General features: G+C 53.8%; 18 protein-coding genes. 9 read left to right on the forward strand and 9 right to left on the reverse strand.

Annotated elements, in window-relative coordinates; all coding sequences use genetic code 11:
- Window positions 1-136: 136 nt before the first annotated feature.
- From DMG62_14835 to DMG62_14845, 3 genes are all read left to right on the forward strand, one after another.
- A complete protein-coding gene (locus DMG62_14835) occupies window positions 137-943 on the forward strand; it encodes a hypothetical protein (GenBank protein PYY22135.1) in 807 nt (268 codons plus the stop codon).
- Between the two features lie 32 nt (window positions 944-975).
- Entirely contained in the window at window positions 976-2,742 is a 1,767-nt protein-coding gene (locus DMG62_14840; GenBank protein ID PYY22136.1) for a cytochrome c oxidase subunit I, read from the forward strand.
- Window positions 2,743-3,034: 292 nt separating this feature from the next.
- The gene (locus DMG62_14845; protein ID PYY22137.1) at window positions 3,035-3,718 is read left to right on the forward strand and encodes a hypothetical protein; all 684 of its coding nucleotides are present in this window, start codon (window positions 3,035-3,037) and stop codon (window positions 3,716-3,718) included.
- 224 nt (window positions 3,719-3,942) lie between these two features.
- Here the strand turns inward: DMG62_14845 and DMG62_14850 are convergent, their stop codons facing one another.
- From DMG62_14850 to DMG62_14890, 9 genes are all read right to left on the reverse strand, one after another.
- Window positions 3,943-4,623, reverse strand: coding sequence for a hypothetical protein (locus DMG62_14850; GenBank protein ID PYY22138.1), 681 nt, complete (start codon window positions 4,621-4,623; stop codon window positions 3,943-3,945).
- A 21-nt stretch (window positions 4,624-4,644) separates the two neighbouring features.
- On the reverse strand, window positions 4,645-6,072 hold the full coding sequence (locus DMG62_14855) for a hypothetical protein (GenBank protein PYY22139.1): 1,428 nt from the start codon (window positions 6,070-6,072) through the stop codon (window positions 4,645-4,647).
- Between the two features lie 114 nt (window positions 6,073-6,186).
- Complete coding sequence (locus tag DMG62_14860) at window positions 6,187-6,831, reverse strand: hypothetical protein (protein PYY22140.1); 645 nt, start codon at window positions 6,829-6,831, stop codon at window positions 6,187-6,189.
- Between the two features lie 109 nt (window positions 6,832-6,940).
- Complete coding sequence (locus tag DMG62_14865) at window positions 6,941-9,823, reverse strand: hypothetical protein (protein ID PYY22141.1); 2,883 nt, start codon at window positions 9,821-9,823, stop codon at window positions 6,941-6,943.
- Window positions 9,814-10,398 carry a hypothetical protein gene (locus DMG62_14870; protein PYY22142.1) on the reverse strand — a complete coding sequence of 195 codons (585 nt, stop codon included), beginning with the start codon at window positions 10,396-10,398 and terminating at the stop codon, window positions 9,814-9,816. The genes DMG62_14865 and DMG62_14870 overlap by 10 nt, the downstream gene beginning before the upstream one ends.
- Window positions 10,395-12,209 (reverse strand): hypothetical protein, encoded by a 1,815-nt coding sequence (locus tag DMG62_14875; protein ID PYY22143.1) that lies wholly within the window; start codon window positions 12,207-12,209, stop codon window positions 10,395-10,397. Before DMG62_14875 ends, DMG62_14870 begins: the two co-directional genes overlap by 4 nt.
- Window positions 12,157-13,176, reverse strand: a complete 1,020-nt coding sequence (locus tag DMG62_14880) for an ABC transporter permease (GenBank protein ID PYY22144.1) — start codon at window positions 13,174-13,176, stop codon at window positions 12,157-12,159. Before DMG62_14880 ends, DMG62_14875 begins: the two co-directional genes overlap by 53 nt.
- The gene (locus DMG62_14885; protein ID PYY22145.1) at window positions 13,170-14,141 is read right to left on the reverse strand and encodes an ABC transporter substrate-binding protein; all 972 of its coding nucleotides are present in this window, start codon (window positions 14,139-14,141) and stop codon (window positions 13,170-13,172) included. Before DMG62_14885 ends, DMG62_14880 begins: the two co-directional genes overlap by 7 nt.
- Complete coding sequence (locus tag DMG62_14890) at window positions 14,138-15,778, reverse strand: ABC transporter ATP-binding protein (protein PYY22146.1); 1,641 nt, start codon at window positions 15,776-15,778, stop codon at window positions 14,138-14,140. The genes DMG62_14885 and DMG62_14890 overlap by 4 nt, the downstream gene beginning before the upstream one ends.
- Before the next feature lie 307 nt (window positions 15,779-16,085).
- Between DMG62_14890 and DMG62_14895 the strand changes: the two genes are divergently transcribed.
- The 6 genes from DMG62_14895 (at window position 16,086) to DMG62_14920 (ending at window position 23,388) form a co-directional block, all read left to right on the forward strand.
- Window positions 16,086-16,958 (forward strand): hypothetical protein, encoded by an 873-nt coding sequence (locus tag DMG62_14895; protein ID PYY22147.1) that lies wholly within the window; start codon window positions 16,086-16,088, stop codon window positions 16,956-16,958.
- A gap of 116 nt (window positions 16,959-17,074) precedes the next feature.
- Window positions 17,075-17,884: a hypothetical protein gene (locus DMG62_14900; protein PYY22148.1), complete on the forward strand. Its 810-nt coding sequence runs from the start codon at window positions 17,075-17,077 to the stop codon at window positions 17,882-17,884.
- Window positions 17,885-17,940: 56 nt separating this feature from the next.
- The gene (locus tag DMG62_14905; GenBank protein ID PYY22149.1) at window positions 17,941-20,925 is read left to right on the forward strand and encodes a hypothetical protein; all 2,985 of its coding nucleotides are present in this window, start codon (window positions 17,941-17,943) and stop codon (window positions 20,923-20,925) included.
- A 46-nt stretch (window positions 20,926-20,971) separates the two neighbouring features.
- The gene (locus tag DMG62_14910) at window positions 20,972-21,397 is read left to right on the forward strand and encodes a CopY family transcriptional regulator (protein ID PYY22150.1); all 426 of its coding nucleotides are present in this window, start codon (window positions 20,972-20,974) and stop codon (window positions 21,395-21,397) included.
- Complete coding sequence (locus DMG62_14915) at window positions 21,394-22,371, forward strand: hypothetical protein (GenBank protein PYY22151.1); 978 nt, start codon at window positions 21,394-21,396, stop codon at window positions 22,369-22,371. The genes DMG62_14910 and DMG62_14915 overlap by 4 nt, the downstream gene beginning before the upstream one ends.
- 204 nt (window positions 22,372-22,575) lie before the next feature.
- A complete protein-coding gene (locus tag DMG62_14920) occupies window positions 22,576-23,388 on the forward strand; it encodes a hypothetical protein (protein ID PYY22152.1) in 813 nt (270 codons plus the stop codon).
- Window positions 23,389-23,924 lie beyond the last annotated feature (536 nt).

Here is a 23,924-nt window from a genome sequence, read left to right on the forward strand (position 1 = left end):
AGACGCAGCATGCTGCGTCTTCACCATGCTGCGCGGAAAACCCGGCGCGCTTCGTTTTGGATTTGAGATCTCATGCAGACGCAGCATGCCGCGTCTACACTAAACGGGTTGCAACTTCCTGTCGCACGTCATAGCCTTGGACGTGCGGCTGCCTCCCGGCAAAATCTTCGCAGTTTTGTTGGTCTGTATTTCACTCACCTTTGTTGGGCTAGTTGTTTCTCGCCAATGGTGGATGCCCCCGCCTGCTGCCAGCCATGCGCCCGCCCTTGATCGGCTAATTTTGTGGGCATTGATCGATGTGGGTGTCGCATTTGTGTTAGCGCACCTGCTTCTTGCCCTACTGCTCTGGAAATTTCATGCCAGGTCGACGCAAACGCACCTGACTGGCGCAGCGCGGATCGCCGTCATCGTCAGTGTGCTCTTTATTTCTCTTGAATTATTCAGCGCAGCCACGCTTGGCCGAAGTGCGTGGGGCAGCATGTTTTCTGAGTCTTCGGGCTCGCATGTTGTTAAAGCCCAGGTCATGGGGCAACAGTTCGCATATTACTTCCGCTATCCGGGAGCCGACGGGAAGTTCGGTCCAATCCATGTCGACAAGATCGATGCGAGCGTCGGCAACTACTTCGGATTAGATCGAAAGAATGACGCGACTTCAAAGGACGACGTGGTAAGCGCGATGCTCATTCTGCCTGTGAATCAGCCAATTGAACTCGTTTTGAGCTCTCAAGATGTAATTCACAGCTTTTATGTTCGTGAACTCCGGGTTCAGCAGGACATGGTTCCTGGCATGCAGATTGCGATGCGGTTTACTGCGACGAAAATTGGTAAATACGAAATTGCCTGCACACAACTGTGTGGCCTGGGACATTACCGAATGCGTGCTTATTTGGAAGTGGTCTCGGACCCAGACTTCCAGAAATGGATGCAGGTGCACGAACATTGATAGGTTGACGGGTTGATGGACATCGACGAGCCATGTCATCGCAAATTCAATTACGGTCTGTTGTTGAACCAACGGGATTCCTCCGTAAATATATCTTCAGCACCAATCACAAAGTTGTCGGGCTTCAATACTTTTCCCTTTCACTCTTCGCTGTGGTCACAGGAATGGCGCTCTCCTGGCTGATGCGGATCCATGTTGCCTGGAGCGGCGCGCGAATCCTCGGGCTCGAACACATGTCCGCTACCGGCGCTCCAGGCGGAGTCATGACGCCCGAGTACTACCTGTCACTGATGACCCTGCATGGCACGATCATGATATTTTTCGTGCTCACGCTAGCTCCGCAGAATGCCTTTGGAAATTATTTCCTGCCTCTTCAGATCGGTGCAGAGGAAACAGCATTCCCATTTGTGAACATGCTGTCATTTTGGACGACGCTCGCTGCTTTTCTGGTTCTTCTCGCGACGTTGTTTGTCAAAGACGGCCCGCCAATCTCCGGCTGGACTGCATATCCACCGATGAGCGCGGTCGGAAAAGACGCTGGTCCCGGACTGGGAACAGGACAGAACCTTTGGATCCTTTCCATTGGCATTTTCTGTATCGCTTCCATCGCGAGTTCGGTCAACTTCATGGTTACCTTCATCGACATGCGCTCTAAAGGCATGTGGCTCCTGCGACTGCCGCTTACGTGCTGGGCCTGGTTCATAACCGCAATCCTGAGCTTGTTGAGCTTTGCGGTGCTGCTGGCCGCCGTAGTCCTGCTCTTTCTTGATCGCACGGCGGGCACAAGTTTCTTCCTGCCTGCCAATCTGCTCGTGAGCGGCAAGATCGAGCCGCACTCCGGCGGATCGCCGTTATTGTGGCAGCACTTGTTCTGGTTCTTCGGACATCCTGAGGTCTACATCACCATCCTTCCCGGATTCGGCATCGTCTCCCACGTGCTGGCGTGCTTTTCGCGTAAACCGATCCTTGGCTACAGACTGATCCTGGGATGCATGCTGGCGATTGGGTTCCTAAGTTTCGTCGTTTGGGGTCATCACATGTTCGTGAGTGGGATGAGTCCTTTTTCGGGATTCCTGTTTTCGATCCCCACAATCATCATCTCCCTGCCGGCCACCATCACGACATTACTGTGGCTGAGCACACTTTGGGGTGGAAAGCTCCAATTCAACACGGCAATGATGTTTTGCCTCGGCTTTATCTCAACCTTCGTCGCCGGCGGACTAGGCGGGATTCTACTGGCGCATCCGGCGGTGGATTCCTATCTGCATGCCACGTATTTTGTGGTCGGTCATCTACACATGGTCATGGGGGTCTCGGCGATCTTTGCCATCTTTGCTGCGATTTACTTTTGGTACCCGAAGATGTTCGGAAGAATGCTGAGCGAGCGGCTGGGTCTGATTCACTTTGGGCTGACCTTCCTAGGTGTCTATTGCATCTTCATGCCAATGCATCTGCTTGGCTTCTCGGGGAACCCGCGTCGTTACGCAATGCTTAGCGATGACTTCCTGCTTCCGCTGATTCCGTTGCATAAGTTCATCACGGTGGCGGCTCTGATTACGGGAGCAGTCCAGCTTATCTTCTTATTCAATCTGTTCTGGAGTATGTATAAGGGAAGACCGGCGTCGGAAAATCCGTGGAACGCGACATCTTTGGAGTGGAGCACGAGTTCTCCGCCGCCAAATCGCAATTTTGTGGAGCAGCCGATCGTAAATCACGGCGCTTATGAATATGGGCAGACAGGTCTCGTGCGCGATTTTGTTATGCAATCAGATCCGGAAAACCTGAAGGTGACAGAGTGAATTGGTTTTGGAAAATCGTATTCCCGATTGCAGTAGTCTGTGCGTTCTCAGTGATTTGTGTGAATGCGTTCGCGCAAGGCTGTGCGTCGTGTTACACGACCGCTTCTGCGGGGGGGCCACAGACCGCACGCGCTCTGAGGAGTGGAATTCTCCTACTTCTATTCCCACCAACTTTGATCTTTGCCGGAATCGTCATCACGCTTCGAAGATGGAAGACCGGTGATGGAGCGCTCCCGAGACTTAGTGCTCGAGGGCCGGAATTCAAACGCTCTAAAAACGATGAGAGGACGAAATGAGCGTAGTGTCTCCGGTCTCGCTGGGGGATTCACGGGGTGGTCCTCCGTTAACATTCAATCGCCAAATCGCCTCCGATGAAGCCGAGTTTCCGCTTCGATTGAGACGATATCGGCTGGGACTCGCGTTGTTCGTCGCGGCAATAGCGATGTTGTTCGTTGGCTACAGCAGCGCTTACGTAGTTCGCCGAGGAATTCCCACCTTCGATGGTGCGACTGGAACCTATTCGGTCACGTGGGAGCCGCTGCGGCTTCCCATTGCGCTCCTTCTCTTCAATACTTGCCTTCTGATCTCCGCGAGCGGAGCTATCGAAGCCGTCCGGCGCAGAATGCCTGGTCTGCTGGTTGGGAAGGAACAAATTAAACAGGGCGCTATGCTTTGGCTGAACTTGTCCCTGCTATCGGGAACCGGGTTTCTCATCGGGCAGGGAATTGCGTGGCACTCATTGAGCTCCAATGCGCAATTCCTGAGTACGGGCGCGCGTACTGCCTTCTTTTATGTGCTCACGGGCACGCACGCTCTGCACGCGTTGCTCGGTGTGTTGGCTCTTGCGGTTGTAGCAGTTTTCTACGCGCGGATGTCCACAGTGCGAAAATGCCTTGCAATCGATCTGACCGCTTGGTACATGCACTCTATGACATTCTTCTGGATATATCTGCTTTGCTTCGTTCTGTTTGCTTGAGGCGTAATGAGTGTCAAAATGGGACGAGAAAATCCCTGAGGATTCCCTGATATTTTTTCGATGAGTCGCGAAATTGAGCTAAGTCTCTGCCGAGCTCTAGCTTACGGGCAAAATTACAAGACTCTCTGATAATTCCCGGACTTGAGCGAAATTTATGAAATTTGGGTTTCGAAAGACGGCCTGTTATTTCCGCAGTTCTTCCGCATCCGGCTTCGGCTTTCGAATCAAATGACGGCGGCGATGCTCGTTCCAGTGGCTGCGAATACACCAGCTACCTCTAGCTCGGCAATTTCGAGGAAGCACTTTAGTACATGAGGATCAAATTGGGTGCCACTGCCGGCATTCAGGCGCCGGATCGCCTCCGCATGATCCAGGCCTTTGCGGTAACAACGGTTAGAGATCATCGCATCGAAGGCGTCGACGATGGAAACAATGCGCGAGCCGAGGGGAATCTCGTCTGCTTGCAAGCCTCCCGGGTATCCGCTGCCGTCATACGATTCGTGATGATGAAGCGCGAACAGGCTGGCCTCTTCCAATCCGGGAAACAGTCTCAGAATCGACCAACTGTATTCGGGATGCTTGTTCATGATCGCGCGCTCTTCGTCGGTGAGTTTGCTCGGCTTCTTCAAAATTGCGTCGGGCACGCCAATCTTGCCGATGTCGTGCAACAGAGCGGCAACTTCATATTGGTACAAGTTCTCTTCTTCAATTCCCAATCTGCGCGCAACTCTCACGGCCCACTCTGCCAAACGAGTGCTGTGCACGCCAGTGTTGAGGTCTTTTAAGTCGAGCAACTGATTCAAAGCGCAGATTGTGGCAGTGCGCATGGTCACCTGCTGTTCTTCGAGTTCTTTCACTCGAAGAAACAGCGGTGACCAGGAATCAAATGTCTGATGCAGGCTCATGTGGGTGGTCCAGGCGGGTTACTACCAAATCCCGAGCGCATTTCTCCAGGCGCGCACGGCCTGATAGGTATCGAGCACGCCGTATCCATACTGCGAGTAGGAAATTTGCTGTGCGTGCGACAGAGCCTTAGCCGCCTGCTGCTTTGTCAGCAGGAGAGAATTCACATCGGCCATGAGAGCTACTGTGCCGGAGACCAGCGGAGCGCTGAACGAAGTACCCCACCCTACTGCATAAGTGTTGAACGGGTAAGTCGTCATCACAGCTTCACCAGGGGCCGACAACCACACCGGCGGCGCACCATAGTTCGAGAACGCCGAAGGAGTATTGTTGTTCGAGGTTGAAGCGACGTCGATGACGTTAGGCAGTGCCGCCGGATATACGGTAGCCATTTGCCCATCATTCCCGGCGGACGCAACACAGATCACTCCGCGCATCGTCGCGTAATTGACCGCCGTCGCCAACTCCTGCGAGTAGGTAGTGAAATCGAAGCTCATGCTGATGACCTTGGCTCCGTGGTTCACTCCGTAGTAAATAGCGCGCAAAACATCGGATGCGTATCCGGCGCCACTGGCATTAAATGCCTTCAAAGGCATGATCTTGGCGTTGGGAGCAACCAGGTGCACGATGCCCGCGGTCATAGTCCCATGCCCAAATGCGGAATATTTCGTCTGGTCGACTACGCCAACAGTAGACTGATCGACAACGCCAACCGTGGACTGGTTGAGCTGCGCGGGTTGCGCTGAGCCATCAACCACTCCCACGGTCGACTGATTTATGTCTCCCATTTCCGACCCACCCGATTGATTTCGCGTGAAGTCGTAACCGTACACCAGTCGACTCTTAAGGATGGCATTGTTCGGATCAACGCCGGTATCGATAATTGCTACGGTAACGCCACTTCCATTCACCGCATAAGAAGATTGCGTTGTGCTGGTTCTGACAATTTGGTTCGGAGTTTGTAGAACGTAGCCTTCCCAAACAGTTGCACCGTAGTACGAGACCGGAGTTCTGTCGTTCAGGTAGTCAGGTGTGGCCCCGATCGAGGTTCCTTGTGTGGCTACAGCCTGGTCCTGTTCCACATTGGTAATGCCGCCGCCAGATAAGAGCTGCGTGATGACAACTACTGGGCTGAGAAGACTGGAAGTTGTTACAACGAAGAGTTGTCCATCAGGATCACCGATGCCTTCCAGCACCTTGCAGCCGAAAAGCAAGCAAGTCAGGTTCAAGCCGAGCAGGCCTTTAGTGTCGCGCACGATATAGCGATTAGTCGCGAGCAGTCCGCCCCCACCGAGCAATCCGCCTAGCAGCTGTGCGTTGGTTTTCGCAGGAGCCGCTGTAATGGCAAATGTTGGCTGGACGTATACGGCGAACAACGCCAGGATTAAAGTTGCGCAGACCCCCGCCTTCGCTCGGCTGCATTTTTCGACAAAAGTCTTGTGGCTAGTCATCGGATCTCCAGTGACTCTCGTATTGCCTCTGAAATGAGAAGGGGGACTACAGCGGGGGATTTCCAGTCTATCCAGCGCCTGACTCTATGGCCAGTTACGCTCGTAACCTTAATTTCAATTTGGTCCTCGACTAGCGCCACCCGGCCGCCGGCGTTCTTCTACTCCTGTTATCGGAAGGTAAACGGGAGCTCCGTCACCGACCGTGACCGAAAGGCGCAAGTTGTTCTTTAAAAGGAACTCAATCTGAAATTCACCGTTATTGTTACTAATGGCGCTGGCCACGTTCTTGCGGCCATCCAGAAGGACCACTGGTACCCCCGATACGGGATGACCAGGCCGGGCGCTGTCCAGCATCTGACCAACCAAGGCAGCGCGTTCGGAATTGACCTCAGAATCAACGCGCATATCTACGTAGACGGTTCCAACGCGGTACAACAACTGACGGGCCGAAGCCACGGAGGCCCTCGCTCCGGCCATCGCAGGTTGCCCAAAGCTGTCGAAGAGCAGTTCGAAGAAGCGTTTCGTGCGCGCGGTTCCCGGATGCTGCGTTCCGAAATATGCGTTCACTATGCGGACGGTTCCCGGCGGGGGCTCATAGGCCGTCTCGTTAGCGCCAACCCGCATGACTTCGCGGAAAAGCCCAATAAGATCCGAGCACTCGCGGCATTCCGCCACGTGCTCTCGAACTTGACTGGCCTCGGTTGGGGATAGAGTCTGCCGAATATATTCAGCCACCGATTCTTGAGGGATGTGCCGCATCAGTTCTCCAAAAGGCGCTCAGTCCTCAGCGCCGGTCTATGCTTTTCCACGACTGACCATAAGTGCATGCGGCAGCCGGAAAAATATAGGCCGAAGCTTAAAAAATTGCTCATGCTGGACTACCCGTGTATTTGCCCATCAGCACGAACGGAGCCCATTGACAGGGATGGGGATAGCGTTCGCGCAACTGAAGCATCGCCTGGCGCAGCGAGTTCGCCTTGTCTTTGCCTTGTGTCAGCTGTTGGTAGAAGGCAGCCATGAAATCGGCCGTGCTCTGATCGTGGACATCCCACAAGCTCAACAGTAAGGATTGCGCGCCTGCCTGAAACAACCCGCGAGCCAGGCCGATCAACTCATCTCCCGCTGCCACTACATTCAGGCCTGTGGCACAACCGCTGAGGGTCACCAGCTCCACTGGCAGGTGCAACTGATACAAGTCGTAAAGGCTCAAATAGGAACTGCCCATACGAATAGACGAGAACATTGGACTGTCCTGACGAAAATAGCCGTGTGTTGCAATGTGGATCAGCCGTGCGCTTTGCGCGACGCTTTTGAGGATGTATTCACTGGCGAATCTACCAACGAACATCTTGGGCTGCGGCAGGATCTGGCACAGAGAACGCAATTCCGCAAGTATTGACGGTGCATTCTGATCTGGGACGCCCATTAACAACGCTGCTCCAGACTTGTTCACCACCTTCTTTGTACAGACGGCGTAGATGCTTGCGCTTGGCGCATAAGAGACTGTGTGGTCATCAATTAAATACCTGGCTCCATCGAACAACGCGTGAAAGGGAACGTAGTGCAGCGATCCGTGCGGCACAAAGAGGAGATGTCTCGCATCCATGCGGTCACGAATCGGCGCCAGGAGTTCGTCATATAAGGTTTTCAAATGCGCGTTCGTAGAGTGGATCAGCGAATCGCGAAATGCCGATGCGTATTCAGTTCCGAGCCGGAACTTTGAGAGTTGAAATTGCAGTAAACGCAATGCGTTTCCGATTCGGGATGCCACCGTCACAGGAAGGATTTGGAGTCGCTCGCGCCCAAGCAGGCAGGCGAGAATGCGATCGCCTGTCTGGAAGTACTCGACGATAAGAGTGTCCGGAGTGATGGCCGCGCGCACTTCATCAATCGATACATTCTTGGTCGCTCGCATTTCCGGATTTTCAATTCCGGAAAGATTCGATTCCTGCAGGACGCGTATTAAATCTGTTTCTCGCGCCCGTACCTGTTCCTCCAATCGCTTGATGTGTTCTGGAGACCGCTGCTCCGGGCGAAGCTGTTCGAGTTCGATCAGGCTGTAATACCAGTTCAACTCGTCCCGCAGCCCGCGCATTCGACGCACCAGATCGCTTTGACCGCTCTCGTCTGTGCTGGAGTACACCGGTTGCAGCATCTGATCCATCAGAGTGCGCGACTTGGCCTCTTCGATGTATGCGAATGCCTCGTCAAGCGAGTTGCCGCCATATTGCATGGAGAGGCATGAGTCCACCAGCAACTCATAGACTTCGAGCCGGTTCTTCAGAAAGGCTAACTTGAGCTCCTGGCCGCGCAGATTGCTGCGCAACATCTCCAGCGATTCGCGGGAAGTCCGAAAGCATTCGTACGCTTCCTTCTTGTTTCCCGAAAGAGAATGCATTTGCCCCATCAGCAGATACGCCTGATGACGCAACATCGGAGCCTGCATGTCTTTCAGTCTCCCGATTGCAGTGCTGCATTCTTTGTGCGCGGCTGCAAGATCGTTCGTCCGTTGGGCGATGCGCGCGAGCAATAGCCGGCATAACACGGCTTTTCCCTGCAGCAGGGAGGAATCAAAGAACTCCAGAGCCGCCTTGGCCAGTCGACGAGCCTCGAAGTGTCTGCCCTCGTTAAACAACACGAGAGCCTGATACAGATCAATCAGCGAAGGCCAGATCTGATTGTTTTCCTTTGCGAACATCTCTCGAGAACGGGCAAAGACCTTCAAGCTCTGGAAGGCCTGGCCCTGCTGGCCCATAGCGATGGCTTCGAAGGCCAGGCACTTGGCGGATTCATAACCCATCTGGAGAGCCTCGAATTCAGCAAAGCCAAGCCGCGAAAGCTCGGCCGCTTCGGCGCTCAGATTGAGTTCCAGATAGAGTTCCGCGAGATCAAGGTTACAGAGACCGTAATGGTATCGATCGCCAATCTGATTGCAGCGCAGTCGTGTGGAGCGCAGCATGTCAATTGCGCGGCTATACTCACCGCGCAGAAAGTAGAGATAGGCGATGTTGTAATCTGCCTGCGCGACGAGCAGCGGCATGCCGTTCTTCTCGCAATGCTCGCGCGCATGCTGATGGGTCTCAAGCGCTTCGTGAAAATGCCCGAGACTGATGAGGCAAACCGAAAGATTGCTGAGCACCGCCGCGATGCCTTCGCTGTTTCGGTGCTTGATCACGCCATCGTAAGCACGGCGGTAACATGCCAGCGCATCTGCGAACCGGTCCTGACGATAGAACACATTCCCAGTATTGATCTCGAGACGCGACAGCCGCAGTTCGTCGCCAAGTTGCATGAAGATAACCCGCGCGCGCTCGGCGGCTGAGAAGGCGGCCTCATAGTCACCGCACAAGTTCAAAGAAAGCATGCTGGCGCTTAGAGTTCTTCCAACCTCCGCCACGTCTCCTGCTGAATCAAATAATTGGACCGCCTCCTTGTGGAGTTCAACTGCCGACGAATATTGGCCGAGCGCGTGTAGCGCGTTGGCCTTGATTCGGATGGCGTGGGCGGTTGCCGCTTTATCTCCTATCACTTTAGCGATCTCGATCGCCAGCTCTCCGAGATTGAGAGACCGGCGCGCGTCTATCCGCAAAAATTCTCGGGCGTGATTTGCGAGATCTACGATCGTATTGAGGTTCCACTGATCCTTTCGGGCCGCAACGAACGCGCTGCGAGCCTGCGGGTCAGAAATTGCCTCCAGCTCCTGCAGAACGAATTTTGTCGCCTCAATGGAAGCGCTTGCGCTCATTTCCATCCTTTCAACACAAGCTGTTTCTTCAGGCGATCGAGGCAGCGCCCACGTATGAACCCGATAGATCCGGTAGCGAGCCCCAGTTTGCGCGCGATCTGCTCGTACGGCAGTGCGGGAACATCGAAGAAGAGCATTTGGATCATTTCGGCGCAGCGTCCGGATACGGCCGCAATTGCCTCGCGCAACATTTGCTCGCGCTGTACTTCCTCAATGATCGTGCCGGCGGTAACATTGGTTAATGCAAGATCTTCCGAAATTTCCTGGTCCGAAACCCGGCTCTGTTGCTGGCGCCATCGCGAGCATTTGTGCACGGTTGTCTGAATGAGCCACTTCGGCAGAGCTCGCGGTTCGCGTAAACGAGATAACTGCGAGTAGAGATCGACGCACACTGACTGAAAAATATCGTTGGCATCCTCTCGAGGGAGCTGCCACTTCACTGGAATCGAGTAGATCAGCTTCTTGTATTTTTCGATCAGCACGGACCATGCGTCCTGATTGCCGCGAATGCATTCTTCTACGAGACGCTCATCAGACCAGATGGTCGTAGACTCTTTCGCAAGTTTGGCGGTTGCGCTCACTTTGCTGCAGTGACTCCTTGTTGGCGGAAATAGAGTTCATCGGCATTCCACAAGGCGTATGGTTCGAGTGAGGCTGGGCGAAAATTTGCCACTTGCTTAGTAGCGCCTACCAGCACGTCGGGACTAGCTAAAAAAATAAACGGCAAATTGCTGGCAATAATGGCCTGAACTTCGTCGTAAATTCGTTTGCGCTTCTTGTAATCCATGGTGACCAATTGCTGATTCAGAAGCTCGTCAAGCTTCGCTTCCCATGGGGTTGCCGGCTTACTCTCATGCATGTTCCAAATATGCGTGCTGCCATTCGACATCCAAACGTTCATGTCGCCATTGGGATCGGCATCGCCACCGCCGAGTCCAAGCACGCATGCCTCGTAGTCGTTCGATTGAAAAACGCGATCCACCACGGCGCGAAACTCAAGAGGCACAACGTGCACATTCATTCCAAGTTGGGCGAGATCATCGGCAATAATCGTCGCCATTTTCAGGCGCTGCGTATTCGAAGAACTCGTGATAATCGTGAATTCGACCGGTTTCTTCTTAGCATCAACAAGTTTTCCATCCTGGCCCCAAGAAAATCCCGCAGACATCAATAGCTCCTTCGCCTGTGGAATTGAGCGTTCGGGATGCCGCAGCTCTCGATTGATCCACAGTTTGTTCCCTGGAGTCACGTTTCCCCAAATAGCCGCTCCGCGTCCGCCGTAAGCCAGCTTTACGATGCTCTGGCGATCTATGGCGAGGGAGACAGCCTCGCGAAACTTCAGGTCACGAAACCAAACCTGCTCTTGAGAGATCTGGGAGAATTTGTTGGGCGGCAGTTCATTCAGATTGAAAAACAGGAAGTTGTATTCAAGGCTCGGGCCGAGATCAACCAGATCGTAGCCACGACTCTGCTGCTCGCGTGCCATTGAGGAATAATTTTCCGGGCTAAAGCGGCTGATGACGCTGGTTTCCCCGGACTGGAATCTTAGAATCTGCGCATCTTCGTTGCCGACGAAGAGAAACGTAATCTCGTCAAGGTAGGGTAGACGATTACCATTTCGGTCGGCCTTCCAGTAGTACGGATTTCGCTCTAAGACTAGTCTTTGGCCAGGCACATACTGCTTCAGCCGAAACGGCCCCAATCCAACTACGGCTTCAGGAGCAGCGTTGAGTGTCAGCGCCTGATTGAACGATCCCTGCTCGTAGGTCTTCAACAACACATGTTCAGGAAGGATTGCCACGCTGTCGAAAATGCGCTCAGCCGCAGCGTAGGGCCGGGACATGTCGAAGCGAACCGTGTGATCGTCGATCTTGACCGCAACGATTGGCTTGCCGCCAATTGTCAGAAGGTCGCGATTAGGAGAAAGGACCTTTTCATCGAGATACACCCGAAAGCTGAAGACTACGTCATCCGCACTGAAGGGCCGGCCGTCCGAAAAACGTAGGCCGCGGCGAAGCTTGACGGTGAAGCTGCGACCATCCTTGGATAACTTCCACGAACTTGCGAGTGCAGGCTCTGTCTGCTGAGTTACACGATTGATGTGCACAAGATCGGCCATCATTCGGCCGATCACCTCGCGTGCTGGCCCGTCAGTGGCTGTCACTGGATTGAGCGTTTTCGGCTCCGCCCGTTGTCCGACGACCAGCGTGCCTCCATACTGGCCAACATCGGCTGAGCTGATTTGGAGCTCCTCGCCCTTCTGAATTCGCTCGGGTGCCGGGGCCGATGATGCATAAGCGGCACCCCCAACGATCGCGGCAAAGATGAGAAGAGCGAGCTTACGCATAGCTTCGTCCTGAGTTGATCCTGGCTCCAGCCTGGTGCAGTGCATCAGCGAGGACAAAGTATGTGGTTGATACTGTGACCAGGGCCACCAGCGGAGCCGCCATCCACCAATAAGAGCTCACAGTTTGGAACTGCTGAAATGCCGAGAGCATGTTTCCCCAGCTGGGAATGGGCTCCCCAATCCCGAGTCCAAGAAAAGACAGCGTGGCTTCTGCTGCAATGAATTGTGGAATTAGAACCACGGCTTGTGTAGTGATGATGCCCAGTGTCTGAGGAAGCACATGACACCGCAATAGATACCACTCCGATGCTCCGAATCCTCGAGCTGCTGCAACGAAGGGCCTCTCTCTAGCACTGAGCACCACGCCACGAATCAGTCGCGCAGGACGTGCCCATCCCATTGCGCCGACCACAACAGATAAAAGGATCAAAGTTTTCGTTGGATCTACGTGCAAAGGAAGAGACGCGCGGAGCGCGAGCAATAAATAAATCCAGGGCAAGGCCAGAATGAGTTCTGAGCCGCGCATGACTAGCGTATCTGACAGTCCGCCAAACTGTCCGGCGACGCCGCCAAGCACAACTCCGATCAGCAGCGACAACACAGTTGCCACGCTCGCGGCTAATAGCGACACACGTCCGCCAAACAAGACACGCGAAAAAATGTCTCTTCCATAGCCATCGGTTCCGAATAGAAACAAATGGGCCGGAGCATCCACAGATAGAAGATGCGTTCCATCTGAATTACGACTAAAGAGGCGAATGGGGTACGTGGAAGTGGGATCCTCACGGTATTGGAACCCGTCTCCTTCCACAGGAACTGAGGGGTAAACAAACGGACGAATATGTACATGGCCCGCGACATCTACGAAATGCAACTTAGTGGGCGCAGCGTAGGCATATTCCCTGTGCTGTGTTGCCGGCGTATAGGGAGCAAAGAACCCTGCGAACAAGATTCCACAATGGGCCGCCGCGAAGGCAGTTACGATGATGAACATCTTCCGACGGCTCAGCATTCAGCCCTCACGCGCGGATCCAGCGCGTACAAAAACAAGTCGCTGGCAAGGTTCGCGAAGACCAGCAAAACGGAAAACAACATGACGACGGCCATCACGATGTGAAGATCGCGAGCGAAAACAGCATTAATAAAGAGAGGTCCCAATCCCGGCCATCCGGTGATGATTTCAATCAGGAATGATCCGCTTAGTAATCCGGCCAGGGATAGCCCAAAAAGCGAGATGAGTGGATTTGCGGCGGCCGGTAGGGCGTATTGCATGAGCAGGCGTTTATTTCCAATCCCGTGTCCCTTAGCGGCGTTAACAAATGGGGAGTTCCACGCTTCCAGCATGGCTGAGCGAACATGACGAAACAGGATAGGCGACGCAGTCAGGGCAAGAGCCACTGCCGGAATTAGTAGATGACGAATCATGTCAGGAACAGCGAACCAGGCTGCACCTTCGGTGGGCAGTGAGCTCATTCCGCCAGTCGGCAACATTGCAAAGTGGGCTGCAGTGAACATCAAGAACATTGCTAGCGCCAGTTCGGGAGTACCGAGAAGAAGTGTTGATACTGCTGAATTGACACGATCGATCCAGCTCTGAGATCGGAACGCGGACCAAATTCCCAAAGGCAATGCCAGCGTCCACCCGATGAGCATGGCCGTCGTTCCCAGCAGAAGAGTGTTTCCCAGTCTGGTCCACAGAAGCTTGCTGACGGGCATGTTGTACGCCAATGAATAGCCAAAGCCACCCGTAGCTGCAGATGCAATCCACCGAAGGTAGCGGACCGGTAGAGGTTGATCGAGCCCGTACTGCATGCGAATGGCATTGATCGTTTGAGCGGAAATTTGCGGATTTACACGCATCTCGTCCAAGAATGTGCCCGGAGCGAGTTGCGCGATTCCAAATGTGAGCACCGAGATCGTCGCAAGCAATAGCACGGAGTGCACCAGGCGGCGTTTCAGGAAGCGAAGAGCGTTCATTTCACCTCCGAAAGTGCGAGTGATTGCCTCGTTTGAGCATCCACGAAGTGCTCCGTTGCGCGGGCGTTCATGTTGCAAATTTCAGCCGCTTCGTGTTCTTCCACGATGTTACCGGCTCGCATGATCAGGACACGCTCGGCGACCTTCGAGACAAGCTCCATGTCATGAGAGATGAGTAGCTGCGTAATTCCGAGTTTCCGTCGGAGACTTAGCAGTAACCCAAGTATCTCCTCTTGAGTTTGAGGGTCAAGACCTGAGAGGGACTCGTCGAAGATCAGCAGGCTGGGTTCAAGCACCAGGGCTCGCGCGATAACTAACCGTTGCTTTTGGCCGCCGCTGAATTCATGGCAGGATCGATCTGCGAACGAAGGGTCTAGTCCTGTTTGCTCCATCAATAATTCGGCCCGTCTCCTTCTGTCGGAACGACTACTGCGATTTTGAATTACGAGCGGCTCGGCTATAACTTCTGCAGCCGACATCCGTGGGTTCAGGGCCGCTGCTGGATCCTGAGAAACGTATTGCAGGCGCGGGCGAAACGCACGCAGCTGTTGCAATGGTAAGCAAAGGAGGTTTTTATCCTCGAAAACAATCTCTCCCGCATCGGCTTCTTCCAGCAATGCCATGCAACGGGCTAGTGTTGATTTTCCCGAAGCAGAGGGGCCCACCAGGGCGGTCAATGATCCTCGCGGGATGCTTAAGTTCACGGAATGAAGTGCCTGCTTGGAGGCGCTCCTTGTTTGAAACAATCCACGAGGCTGATAGCACTTACTCAGATTCCGCACCGCAATGAGAGGTGTTGCTTGCGGCGGCGAGAAGCCTTGCTTTGCCGCGGCCGGCACGCTGATGGACATCCCAGTTTCATTACCATTACTGAAAGGTAAACTGATTGTCCGATCCGCCAGCCTGTCTGTGACAGCGCGATCATGACTAATCACCAGGAACGCCGCTCCAGTCTCGCGTCTCAGAATCGCAATAAGGTCCAGAATTTCGTTTTTTAACGAAACGTCGAGACCCGTTGTCGGTTCATCGGCAATTACGAGCGCTGGGCGGCATATCAACGCTTGGGCCAGCACGACGCGATGACATTCGCCCCCGCTCAACTCGTGCGGATATGCCCGATAGTGACGATCTGCACCAAGTTTGACTTGGTTCAAAACCTGCCGTGCTTGCTGCTGGCACCCTTGCCAATCCAGTGCGCTATGAGCTCGAAGCACCTTAGCGATCTGATCGCCTACGCGCATTACCGGACTTAACGCAAGAGCGGGCTCTTGATAGATAATTGAAGCTTCCCGCCCACGGATTTTGCGGAGCTCAGACTCCTTAAGCTTTAGCAAGTCGTTTCCGCGAAAGAGCACCTCGCCGCGCGCAATCGCGCCATACGGAAGGAGTCCCAAAATAGCCAATGCGGCTGATGTCTTGCCGCACCCGGACCGTCCTTGCAGCCCCACGACTTCGCCACTGTGGACCTCGCAGTTGAGGGCTTCCAGGATGACACGAGTTCCACCCCGCGTCGCATAGGAGACAGAGAGGTCGCGTACCTCAAGCAGGGTGCGTGATGGCGAACAAACGGGCAACAGATACACTCCGTCCGCGAGCGCAGCCAAGGCGCCTGAATCGAGCAAGATAAGTATTTCCAATGCAGGAAGTCATAGCTCTAGCGAACTCATTGGGCAGGATCACTTTGGTAACCAAATTGGAAGCGTTGAACTGTGACCGTTTAGAACGGTAAGGGACCACCGACAGTTGGCGGTACGCATTGGTTTCAGGTGACCGCAATCGGACACTCCGGTCGCGCTTCGGTCGGCTCGGTTCTCCTGCCGTCGCCTGCGTCGTCAGGAACAAAAGGACTTATATAGACATTCGACTGGAGAGAAGATTGCTCGGCCTTAAGAGAAATCATTCTAATTAGAGGAGACATCGTACGTGATCCCTCGCGCACGAGGCTTGGCCGTCGCAGTTATTTCTTCCTCCATCTTTGCATTGAGCAGCTTGTGCTGCGCCTCGGATATCGTGGCCCACCCTGAGATGCTGGTTTCAACCGCGTGGTTGGCTGATCACCTGAACGATGCAAACGTGGTTGTTCTTCAGGTTGGACACGACCGCAGCGCTTATCAGAAAGAACACATCCCAACGGCCCGCTTCCTGAGTACGAACGATTTCACCACTGGGCATACCGGGCTGATGGTTGAATTGCCAACGGTTGAGAAGCTCAGGCAATCCTTCGAGGAATTGGGAATTAACGACGACACTCGCGTTGTAGTCTATACGACAGACTGGTATCCAGTAGCCTCGCGAGCATTCTTCACGCTCGACTACTTCGGACACACAAATACTGCGTTACTGGATGGAAGTCTTGCGCAATGGAAGGCGGAGAACCGTCCGGTGACGGCGGACGAACCTAGAATAATCAAGGGAAGAGTCACTCCGCACGTAAATGAGTCGGAGCTCGCTTTACTCACGGATGCGAAGGTCGCTTCGCAACCCCCCTCACAAGTGATCCTTGTGGATTCGCGTCCCCAAAAGCGTTATACGGCGGGACATCTTCCAGGAGCCGCCAATATCTTTTGGGAAGACACCGTTGCGAGTTCGAACAAACCGATTTTTCTGACCCCCAATAATTTGCGCCGATTGTTTGCTTCGAGAGGCATTGCAACAGGGCATAAGCTAATAACTTATTGTGAAATCGGCTTGCAGGCCTCGCATATGTATTTTGTGGCGAAATATCTCGGCTACGACGTCTCCATGTTCGATGGCTCGTTCTATCAGTGGGACGACGTCGAACACTTGGCGTCAGTTAAGGGGAACTCTCCGCGTTGAATCTGCCGGAAAGAGTTAAACAGACCTGTTGGAAATTCCTTGGCTTACTCCTGCTGACGAGTACTCTCAGTCTGTCGATTCATGCAGCAGAATCGAGGAATCCCATCAGAAGCGACATGTTAGTAACTACGGAATGGTTGGCTCATCATCTGCACGATTCCAATGTGGTTATTTTGTGCATCGTGGAGAGTGAGCAGTTTTATTCGTCCGGTCACATTCCTGGCTCTCGCATTGTTCAGCTAACAGAAATCGTGACCACCCGGGACGGCATTCCGAACGAACTGGCTGAGGTGAGCGCTCTCCAGCGTGTTTTTGAACGCGCCGGAATCAGTAATGAGTCGCGCATCATTCTTTATGGGGAACACGCGGGAATGCTGGCTGCTCGCGCCTATCTTACTTTGGACTATCTAGGGCTTGCTGATCGAGCGGCACTCTTGGACGGCGGTCTTGAAAAATGGCGAGCCGAACACCGTGTGGAATCAATGTCTGCTCCCCCGGTAGGAGTTAGTCATCTAGAGACTCACTCGCACCCTGAGATTCTTGTCAGCCTTGCGGAAATGACTGAGTACTCACGATCGAAGAAGAAGGAAGCAGTACTGATAGATGCCCGTCCGAACGACGAATATACAGGCGCGAAGTTCTCAAGGGACGTGTCGAAGGCCGGGCATATTCCCAACTCTGTGGGCATTTATTGGCAAAATCTTCTACTAAACAACTCCATTCCCGAACTGAAATCAGCAGACGAGCTGCGGGAGCTATTCCGCGCGTCAGGAGCCTCTGCAGGCAAAGAAGTCATTACCTATTGCCGGACCGGTATGCAGTCTTCTTTCAGCTACTTCGTAGCGAAATATTTGGGATATAAGTCCCGTATGTACGATGGCTCCTTCTATGAATGGAGTCGCTCGCCCCTTCCCGTTGAACACTGAAGTTCCCTACGAGCCTTGGTAGTAAGCAAGGGTCGCTTGTACGCTCTGGACTGAACATGTTCCAGATGAGAAAAATCTTCTCAATCTTTATTACGATCTCCGCGTTTCTTCTCCGTCCGGCACCCAGTATCGCGCAGACACCAGATACCGCGACCATTGTGGGACAGGTTGTGGATTCAACGCACGCTGTAGTCACCGCTGTTCGCGTAACGGCTACCAATAACGTGACCGGACTCCGGCGGAGCGTAGAAACTAATAGCCTGGGCAAGTTTTCTCTTGGCGCCCTGCCAGTAACGGGCAGTTACACAATTACGGCCGGCAAGACCGGCTTTGCCGATGCGCGAGTTGAAAACCTGACTCTCGGGGGCGGACGCACGGCTGAGATGAATCTGCAGCTGAGTGCATCGGCCGGGTCAACTGTTATCGAAGTGACCGGAATAGTCGGTGATGTTCTAACCGATGAGCCTCAACTCGGTGAGCGCGTCGATGCGAAGCAGACGCGAGAGACGCCTCTTCTGAATCGCCGAATCACGTACCTTCCTTTGCTGAACGCCGCGAATCGTCCAGCGCTTAATCAAGGCGACGTGTTCATGAACCAGAACCTGTTCACAACCAATGGTTCAGGCAGAAGGCAAACATCTTTTGAAGTCGATGGCAGTTCGGGTAACGATAGTTGGGGCAGACAAACCGTGTTTACGAACCTTCCGCTCGCAAGTGTGCAAGAGATGACCGTTCTCGAAAACGCATTCTCTGCGGAATATGGCGCGACGACCGGCGGAGTAGTGAACATTGTCACAAAAACTGGAAGCAGCGACTTTCATGGTGAAGCTCTCGAATTGTTTCGTCCATCCGATACGCAGGCCAAACTCTCGGGATTTACGCCTGCGAACGCTCCCAATGGCAATGCCATTACTGACGATTCCCTTATGCAGACTTCAGCCTCTCTCGGCGGCCCGATTGGTTCGAGCGGGCGCACTCATTTTTTCATTTCCGGGGAATACACCTGGCAAAACCGTACCTCGCCGGTGATCTCGCCGGTCGCACCGGGGCCATTCGAGGGGCATTACCGCGGATGGCTCGCATTCGCGCGTGTCGATCACCAGATTAATGAGCGCAACAGCCTCTTCTTCCGCAGCAGCGCTGACAGTTTTCATGACACGAACCCGAATGGTGCGGTTGGAGGCAATAGTCTGCCGACGGTCGATCGCATTTTTAAGCGACGAACTTATTCCGAAGAATTAGGTGAAACTGCGGTGCTGAAGTCTTCGCTCATCAACAATGTGCGTTTGCAATTCCAATTGGCATCGCCGATTACAGAGTTTGATCCTTTCATCTTCAGCACACAGTACATCGTGCCGATCACAGGCCTAGGCAATTTCGTGAGCGGAACGTCGCAATCCGCGCAGCTGCAGAATCGTCAGTACGAGTTCAGCGATACGCTGTCGGTTTCCAAGGGACGTCACGAGTTGCGATTTGGGGCTGACGTGATCCACGCGCACAATGGCGGTAATGGAAAGGAATTCGGAGGGCCAAGCTTTCTGGGGGCCTTTACATATAAAGCGTGCGGCCTGGGAGTCACAGCCTGCGAGAGCCAGGCATACATCGGCGACATCGCGAATGTGAGCAGCTATACGCAAAGCTACGGCAACGCTACCTATACCGTTAATGACACCCTTTGGGCGCTGTTCGCGCAGGATAATTTCCGAATTTTCCCGAATCTCACGTTGAATCTGGGATTGCGCTACGAGCAGCAAACGTTCACTGACGCTCGCAAGGGTTTTGCTCCACGAATCGGATTTGCCCACAACCTTCGAGGACAAGGCAAAACAGTGTTGCGGGGCGGGTTCGGAATTTATTACTCGCAAGTTATCAACAATTCCCAAGCAAACTATGCGCTGTCAGGGCCAGCCGGGTTCTTCAACTTCACTGCCGGCGCAGGGCAGGTAGGTTTTCCAGGCAGCGTATCCGCGGCACCGCTGTCCGCATTCCCATCGGGCGCGCAGATGCCGGTTCGCAACCTTTATATTCGTCCCGGCAGAGCTTCGTACTATAGCCAGTTCTTTCCAGTATCGACGTTGGTCGCATATCCCAATGCCCTGCTGAACCCTTATTCCGAGCAATGGACTTTGGGAGTTCAACGTCAGCTCGCACCCAACTGGCTGCTATCCGTCGACTACGTAGGCTCGCACACGCTCAAAATTGTTCGTCCCTTGGACGTGGATTCTCCGACTTCGTTCGTCCGGACCAGTACAAGTGCTGGAACGCAGTCTGTGCGCACTGCACAGGCTGCTAACTGCACTCGTCCACTGTGGATTGCGTTCTACAACCAACTTGGTACGCAATGCAATCCAATTCGAGCCACCAACCCACAACCTGCATACGCACAGATTCTAAGCGATGTGAACAACGGATTTGCCTTCTATCAGGCGGTGAACATTAACCTCAATCATCGCTTCACGAATCGCTTCCTCATGCTCGCGAGCTACACCTGGTCGCACTCAACGGATAACGTCGATCCCGATGTGCCTGGACAGAACCCGAACGATCCGAATATCACTGGCTATGCGGAGTACGGGAACGCCATCTTCGATCAGCGCCACCGTTTTGTGCTGAGCGGGTTCTATGTAGGTCCGCTGAAGATTACCATTGGCGGCGTCGCCACGCTGGCGTCGGGCCTTCCCTACAACCTCACAACTGGAGCAAATAACTTCGGCGATCCCGGCGCGACAGCTGACCGTCCCCTGATTAATGGAGTGATTGTCGGCAGAAATGCAGGGCGGGGAAGTGCCATCTACGATGTCTCGCCGATGATTGAGCGGCCATTTGCATTAGGCCCTGAGCGCGTGCAACTAACATTGCGCGCTGAAGCATTCAATATCTTTAATCATCCCAACTTTGTGGGATTCAATGGCGCATTTGGAAATGGCGCGACTCCCCCGCTCGGAGCGAATGGTCAGAGTGTAATAGGTGAGCCGTTGGTTGGAATCACGAATCAGTTACCGGCTCGTTCGCTGCAGTTTCAAGCAAGACTCAACTTCTAGCTGTTTTCCGCGCTCCGGTCTTATACTGACGCGAACGGAGAAAACAATGTGGCTTAAGCGGAAGTTTGGCGCGCCGCAAGCACTAGTAGAGCAGCTGGGCGCTCTGGAATCGGAGTTGATGGAGCGAATTTGGGCTCGCGGCGAGACCAGTGTTCGCGACCTTCACAATGAGATCGCGCCGCGATTGGCGTACACAACGGTGATGACGACGCTCGATCGTCTCTTCAAGAAAGGTCTTCTGGATCGACGTGCCTTGGGTCGTGCCTTTTATTACACGCCGACAGTAAGCAAGCGTGACTACAACCAACAACTTGCTCAACATTTGTTCGGCATCGCGGTCGAGGAGAGTGGCAGCAAGCAGGCGCTGTTGTCTTGCTTCGTCGATTACGTGACCGATGCCGACCGAAAGCTGCTCGACGACCTTGATGAGTTGGTCAAAGCGAAGAAGCGCACTTTACGGCTCTCTAAATGAATGCATTTTGGTTATTGTGCGTGGTTCTTTCCCTGGCGGTGTTCTTCATCACTATTGCTACGGGTTCTCTTGTCGCTAACGCGGCTGCGTGGCTAATCTGGCGATTTACGGACAAAGCTCAACTTCTTTACTGGCCTGGACTGTTATTTTCAATCCGGGTATTTCCGGTCGCCTTAGGATTGGCTACAACCCTCGGGCTGGCTCTGCCGTCATTCCTGTTACTCGAACCGAAGCGATCAGTAGAGGCGCCGGAGCCGTACTTGATTGTTCTTGCCAGCCTTGCACTAGCAATTCTCGTTTTTCTCAGCATGCGCTGCGCAAAATTTCTTTTCCGTTCCAGGAAGACCGTAAAGAAGTGGATGCAGACGTCTGAGCGGCTGCCGATTTCTGCTTCGGTCCCCGTATACCAGCTTCAGACCCCGGATTCAATCATTGCAGTTGCAGGCATTCTGCGTCCAAAAGTCTTTGCCGGAAAAGCAGCGCTTGCCACCCTAACGGCGGAAGAATTGCTTGCGGCGATCGCTCACGAGTTGGGGCACATGCATTCGTTGGATAACCTTAAGCAATTTGTTTTGAAGTTCACGAGGCTGCCATCCTTCTTCGTGTCTTTAGGCAAAATAGACGCCGCCTGGTCAGCCGCCGCCGAGTTGGTTGCGGATGCAAACGCGTTGCGCTACGGAACTTCGCCGCTTGAACTCAGCTCAGCCATCGTGAAGGTGGGTAGATTGAAAGCGGTTCCAATCGACGCCTTTTCCGTCGCCGCCTGCCATCTGATTCCGCCTGCCGACGGTTCCTCCACGCTGGCAGTTCGGATACAGCATCTACAAGAAGCATTGGAAGTACCTTCGCGGTCCAGAATGCAGGCGAAGTACGGTTCGAGTGCCACTCTTCTCGTCGCAGTGGCCGTGTACGTCGCGGCCCTGCCAAGTTTGCTTCCAGTCGTTCACCGATGGATGGAGTGGTTGGTCCGGTAAACGAGACAGAGACTCATGGTCCGGCTACGTACAGTGATCTCCAACTCCTGACTTTTGCTATCTTCCGCACATCTGGCCTAACTTGTCGCACAGTTCATTGAAGCCAGAAACGGGAAACAATTACGGAAAACGGAAATTTCGGTTCAGGCAAGGTCTTGGAGGAATAGTACTTCCGTACTACAATCGGTCCCCTACCTGACTTTCATGTCTATTGACGCCGGCAATAAACTGCGACATCTTCGTGAAAGTCTTGGGCTCACATTGCGTGACGTAGAAGCCGGAAGCTCAGAGATAGCGGCTCGCCACGGCAATCAGGAGTTTTTCATCCCATTCAGCCGGCTATCAGAGATTGAAACCAAGGGCACTTTGCCGAGCATTTACAGGATGTATACCCTTGCAGCGATCTATCAGTGCGATTACCGGACACTATGCGACTGGTATGGCGTAACGCTCGATGCGATTGCCGAAGATAGTAATGTGACGGCGATTCCTCGCACGCATCGTTTCACTTCAGTGCCCCGGCCCGATTCGTTGATGTTGCCGGTTGCAGTTGATCCGGGGTTTGACGTTCGGCGAACGATGAATCTGGCACGGATGATCCAGCAGTGGGGAACGGTTCCCCTGCAGTTCATGCCGCGCTTTACGCGTGGATCTCACACCTATGCTTTTCTTGGCACGGAGGACTTTACGATGTACCCGCTGCTCATGCCGGGTACATTCCTGCAGGTGGATGAAGGCCGCACCGAGATCCTCAACGAGGGCTGGCGTTCGGAATACGAACGGCCGATCTATTTTGTCGAGACGCGGGAAGAGTTTCTGTGCTCGTGGTGCAACATCACGGATTCCGATCAGCTAGTGATTCAGCCACATCCTCTGTCGCCGGTGGCACCGCGTGTGTTCCGACACCCTCAGGACGCCGAAGTGATTGGACAAGTTGTAGGTGTCGCTATGCGGCTGAATGATTGGAAGCGCGCTGATGTTCGCAGACCAGACGTACCGCGAGCGCGATTGAATTGAAGTGACGCGGCGAGCCGCCTTCGAGATTTTTGGGAATCATCCGCTCTCGGCTTGCGACGATGTTCCGAAATATTTCTTTCTGGTCGTTCCCGCCTGAATTCTCGATTTCCTCAACCAGCTCCCGAATCGGACTGCGTAGCAGGGCAATGTAAAGTTCAGAGTGCGCCCTCGCCAAAGCGGCCTGGCTGCGTGCCTCTCCGTACACGTGGCTGTGGCCCCAATGGCAGTACGTCCCATCAGAGGACCGAAGCTCTGCCATATACAGCAGCTTCGTCCAGAGTCCGGACAGGGCGGACAACGTGCGTTCCCGAAAATCTTCAAAAGGGGAAAGCCGCGCTCCTCGAGTTACAAGTTCCGTAATCGGCAAAGACTTCCAACCCTCGCCTAAGCTCAACGATTTACTCACATCCTGTGACGCAAATCCACTTAAGGAGTTGCGTCTTGCGAAAACTAGTTCAAATTGCTGCCACCATTCTCCTACTTACAGCTACTCTGTCAACCGCCTCTTTTGCCGATGGAGGCAGTCCGCCCCCATA

Source organism: Acidobacteriota bacterium (genome assembly GCA_003225175.1).
Classification (GTDB): domain Bacteria; phylum Acidobacteriota; class Terriglobia; order Terriglobales; family Acidobacteriaceae; genus Gp1-AA112.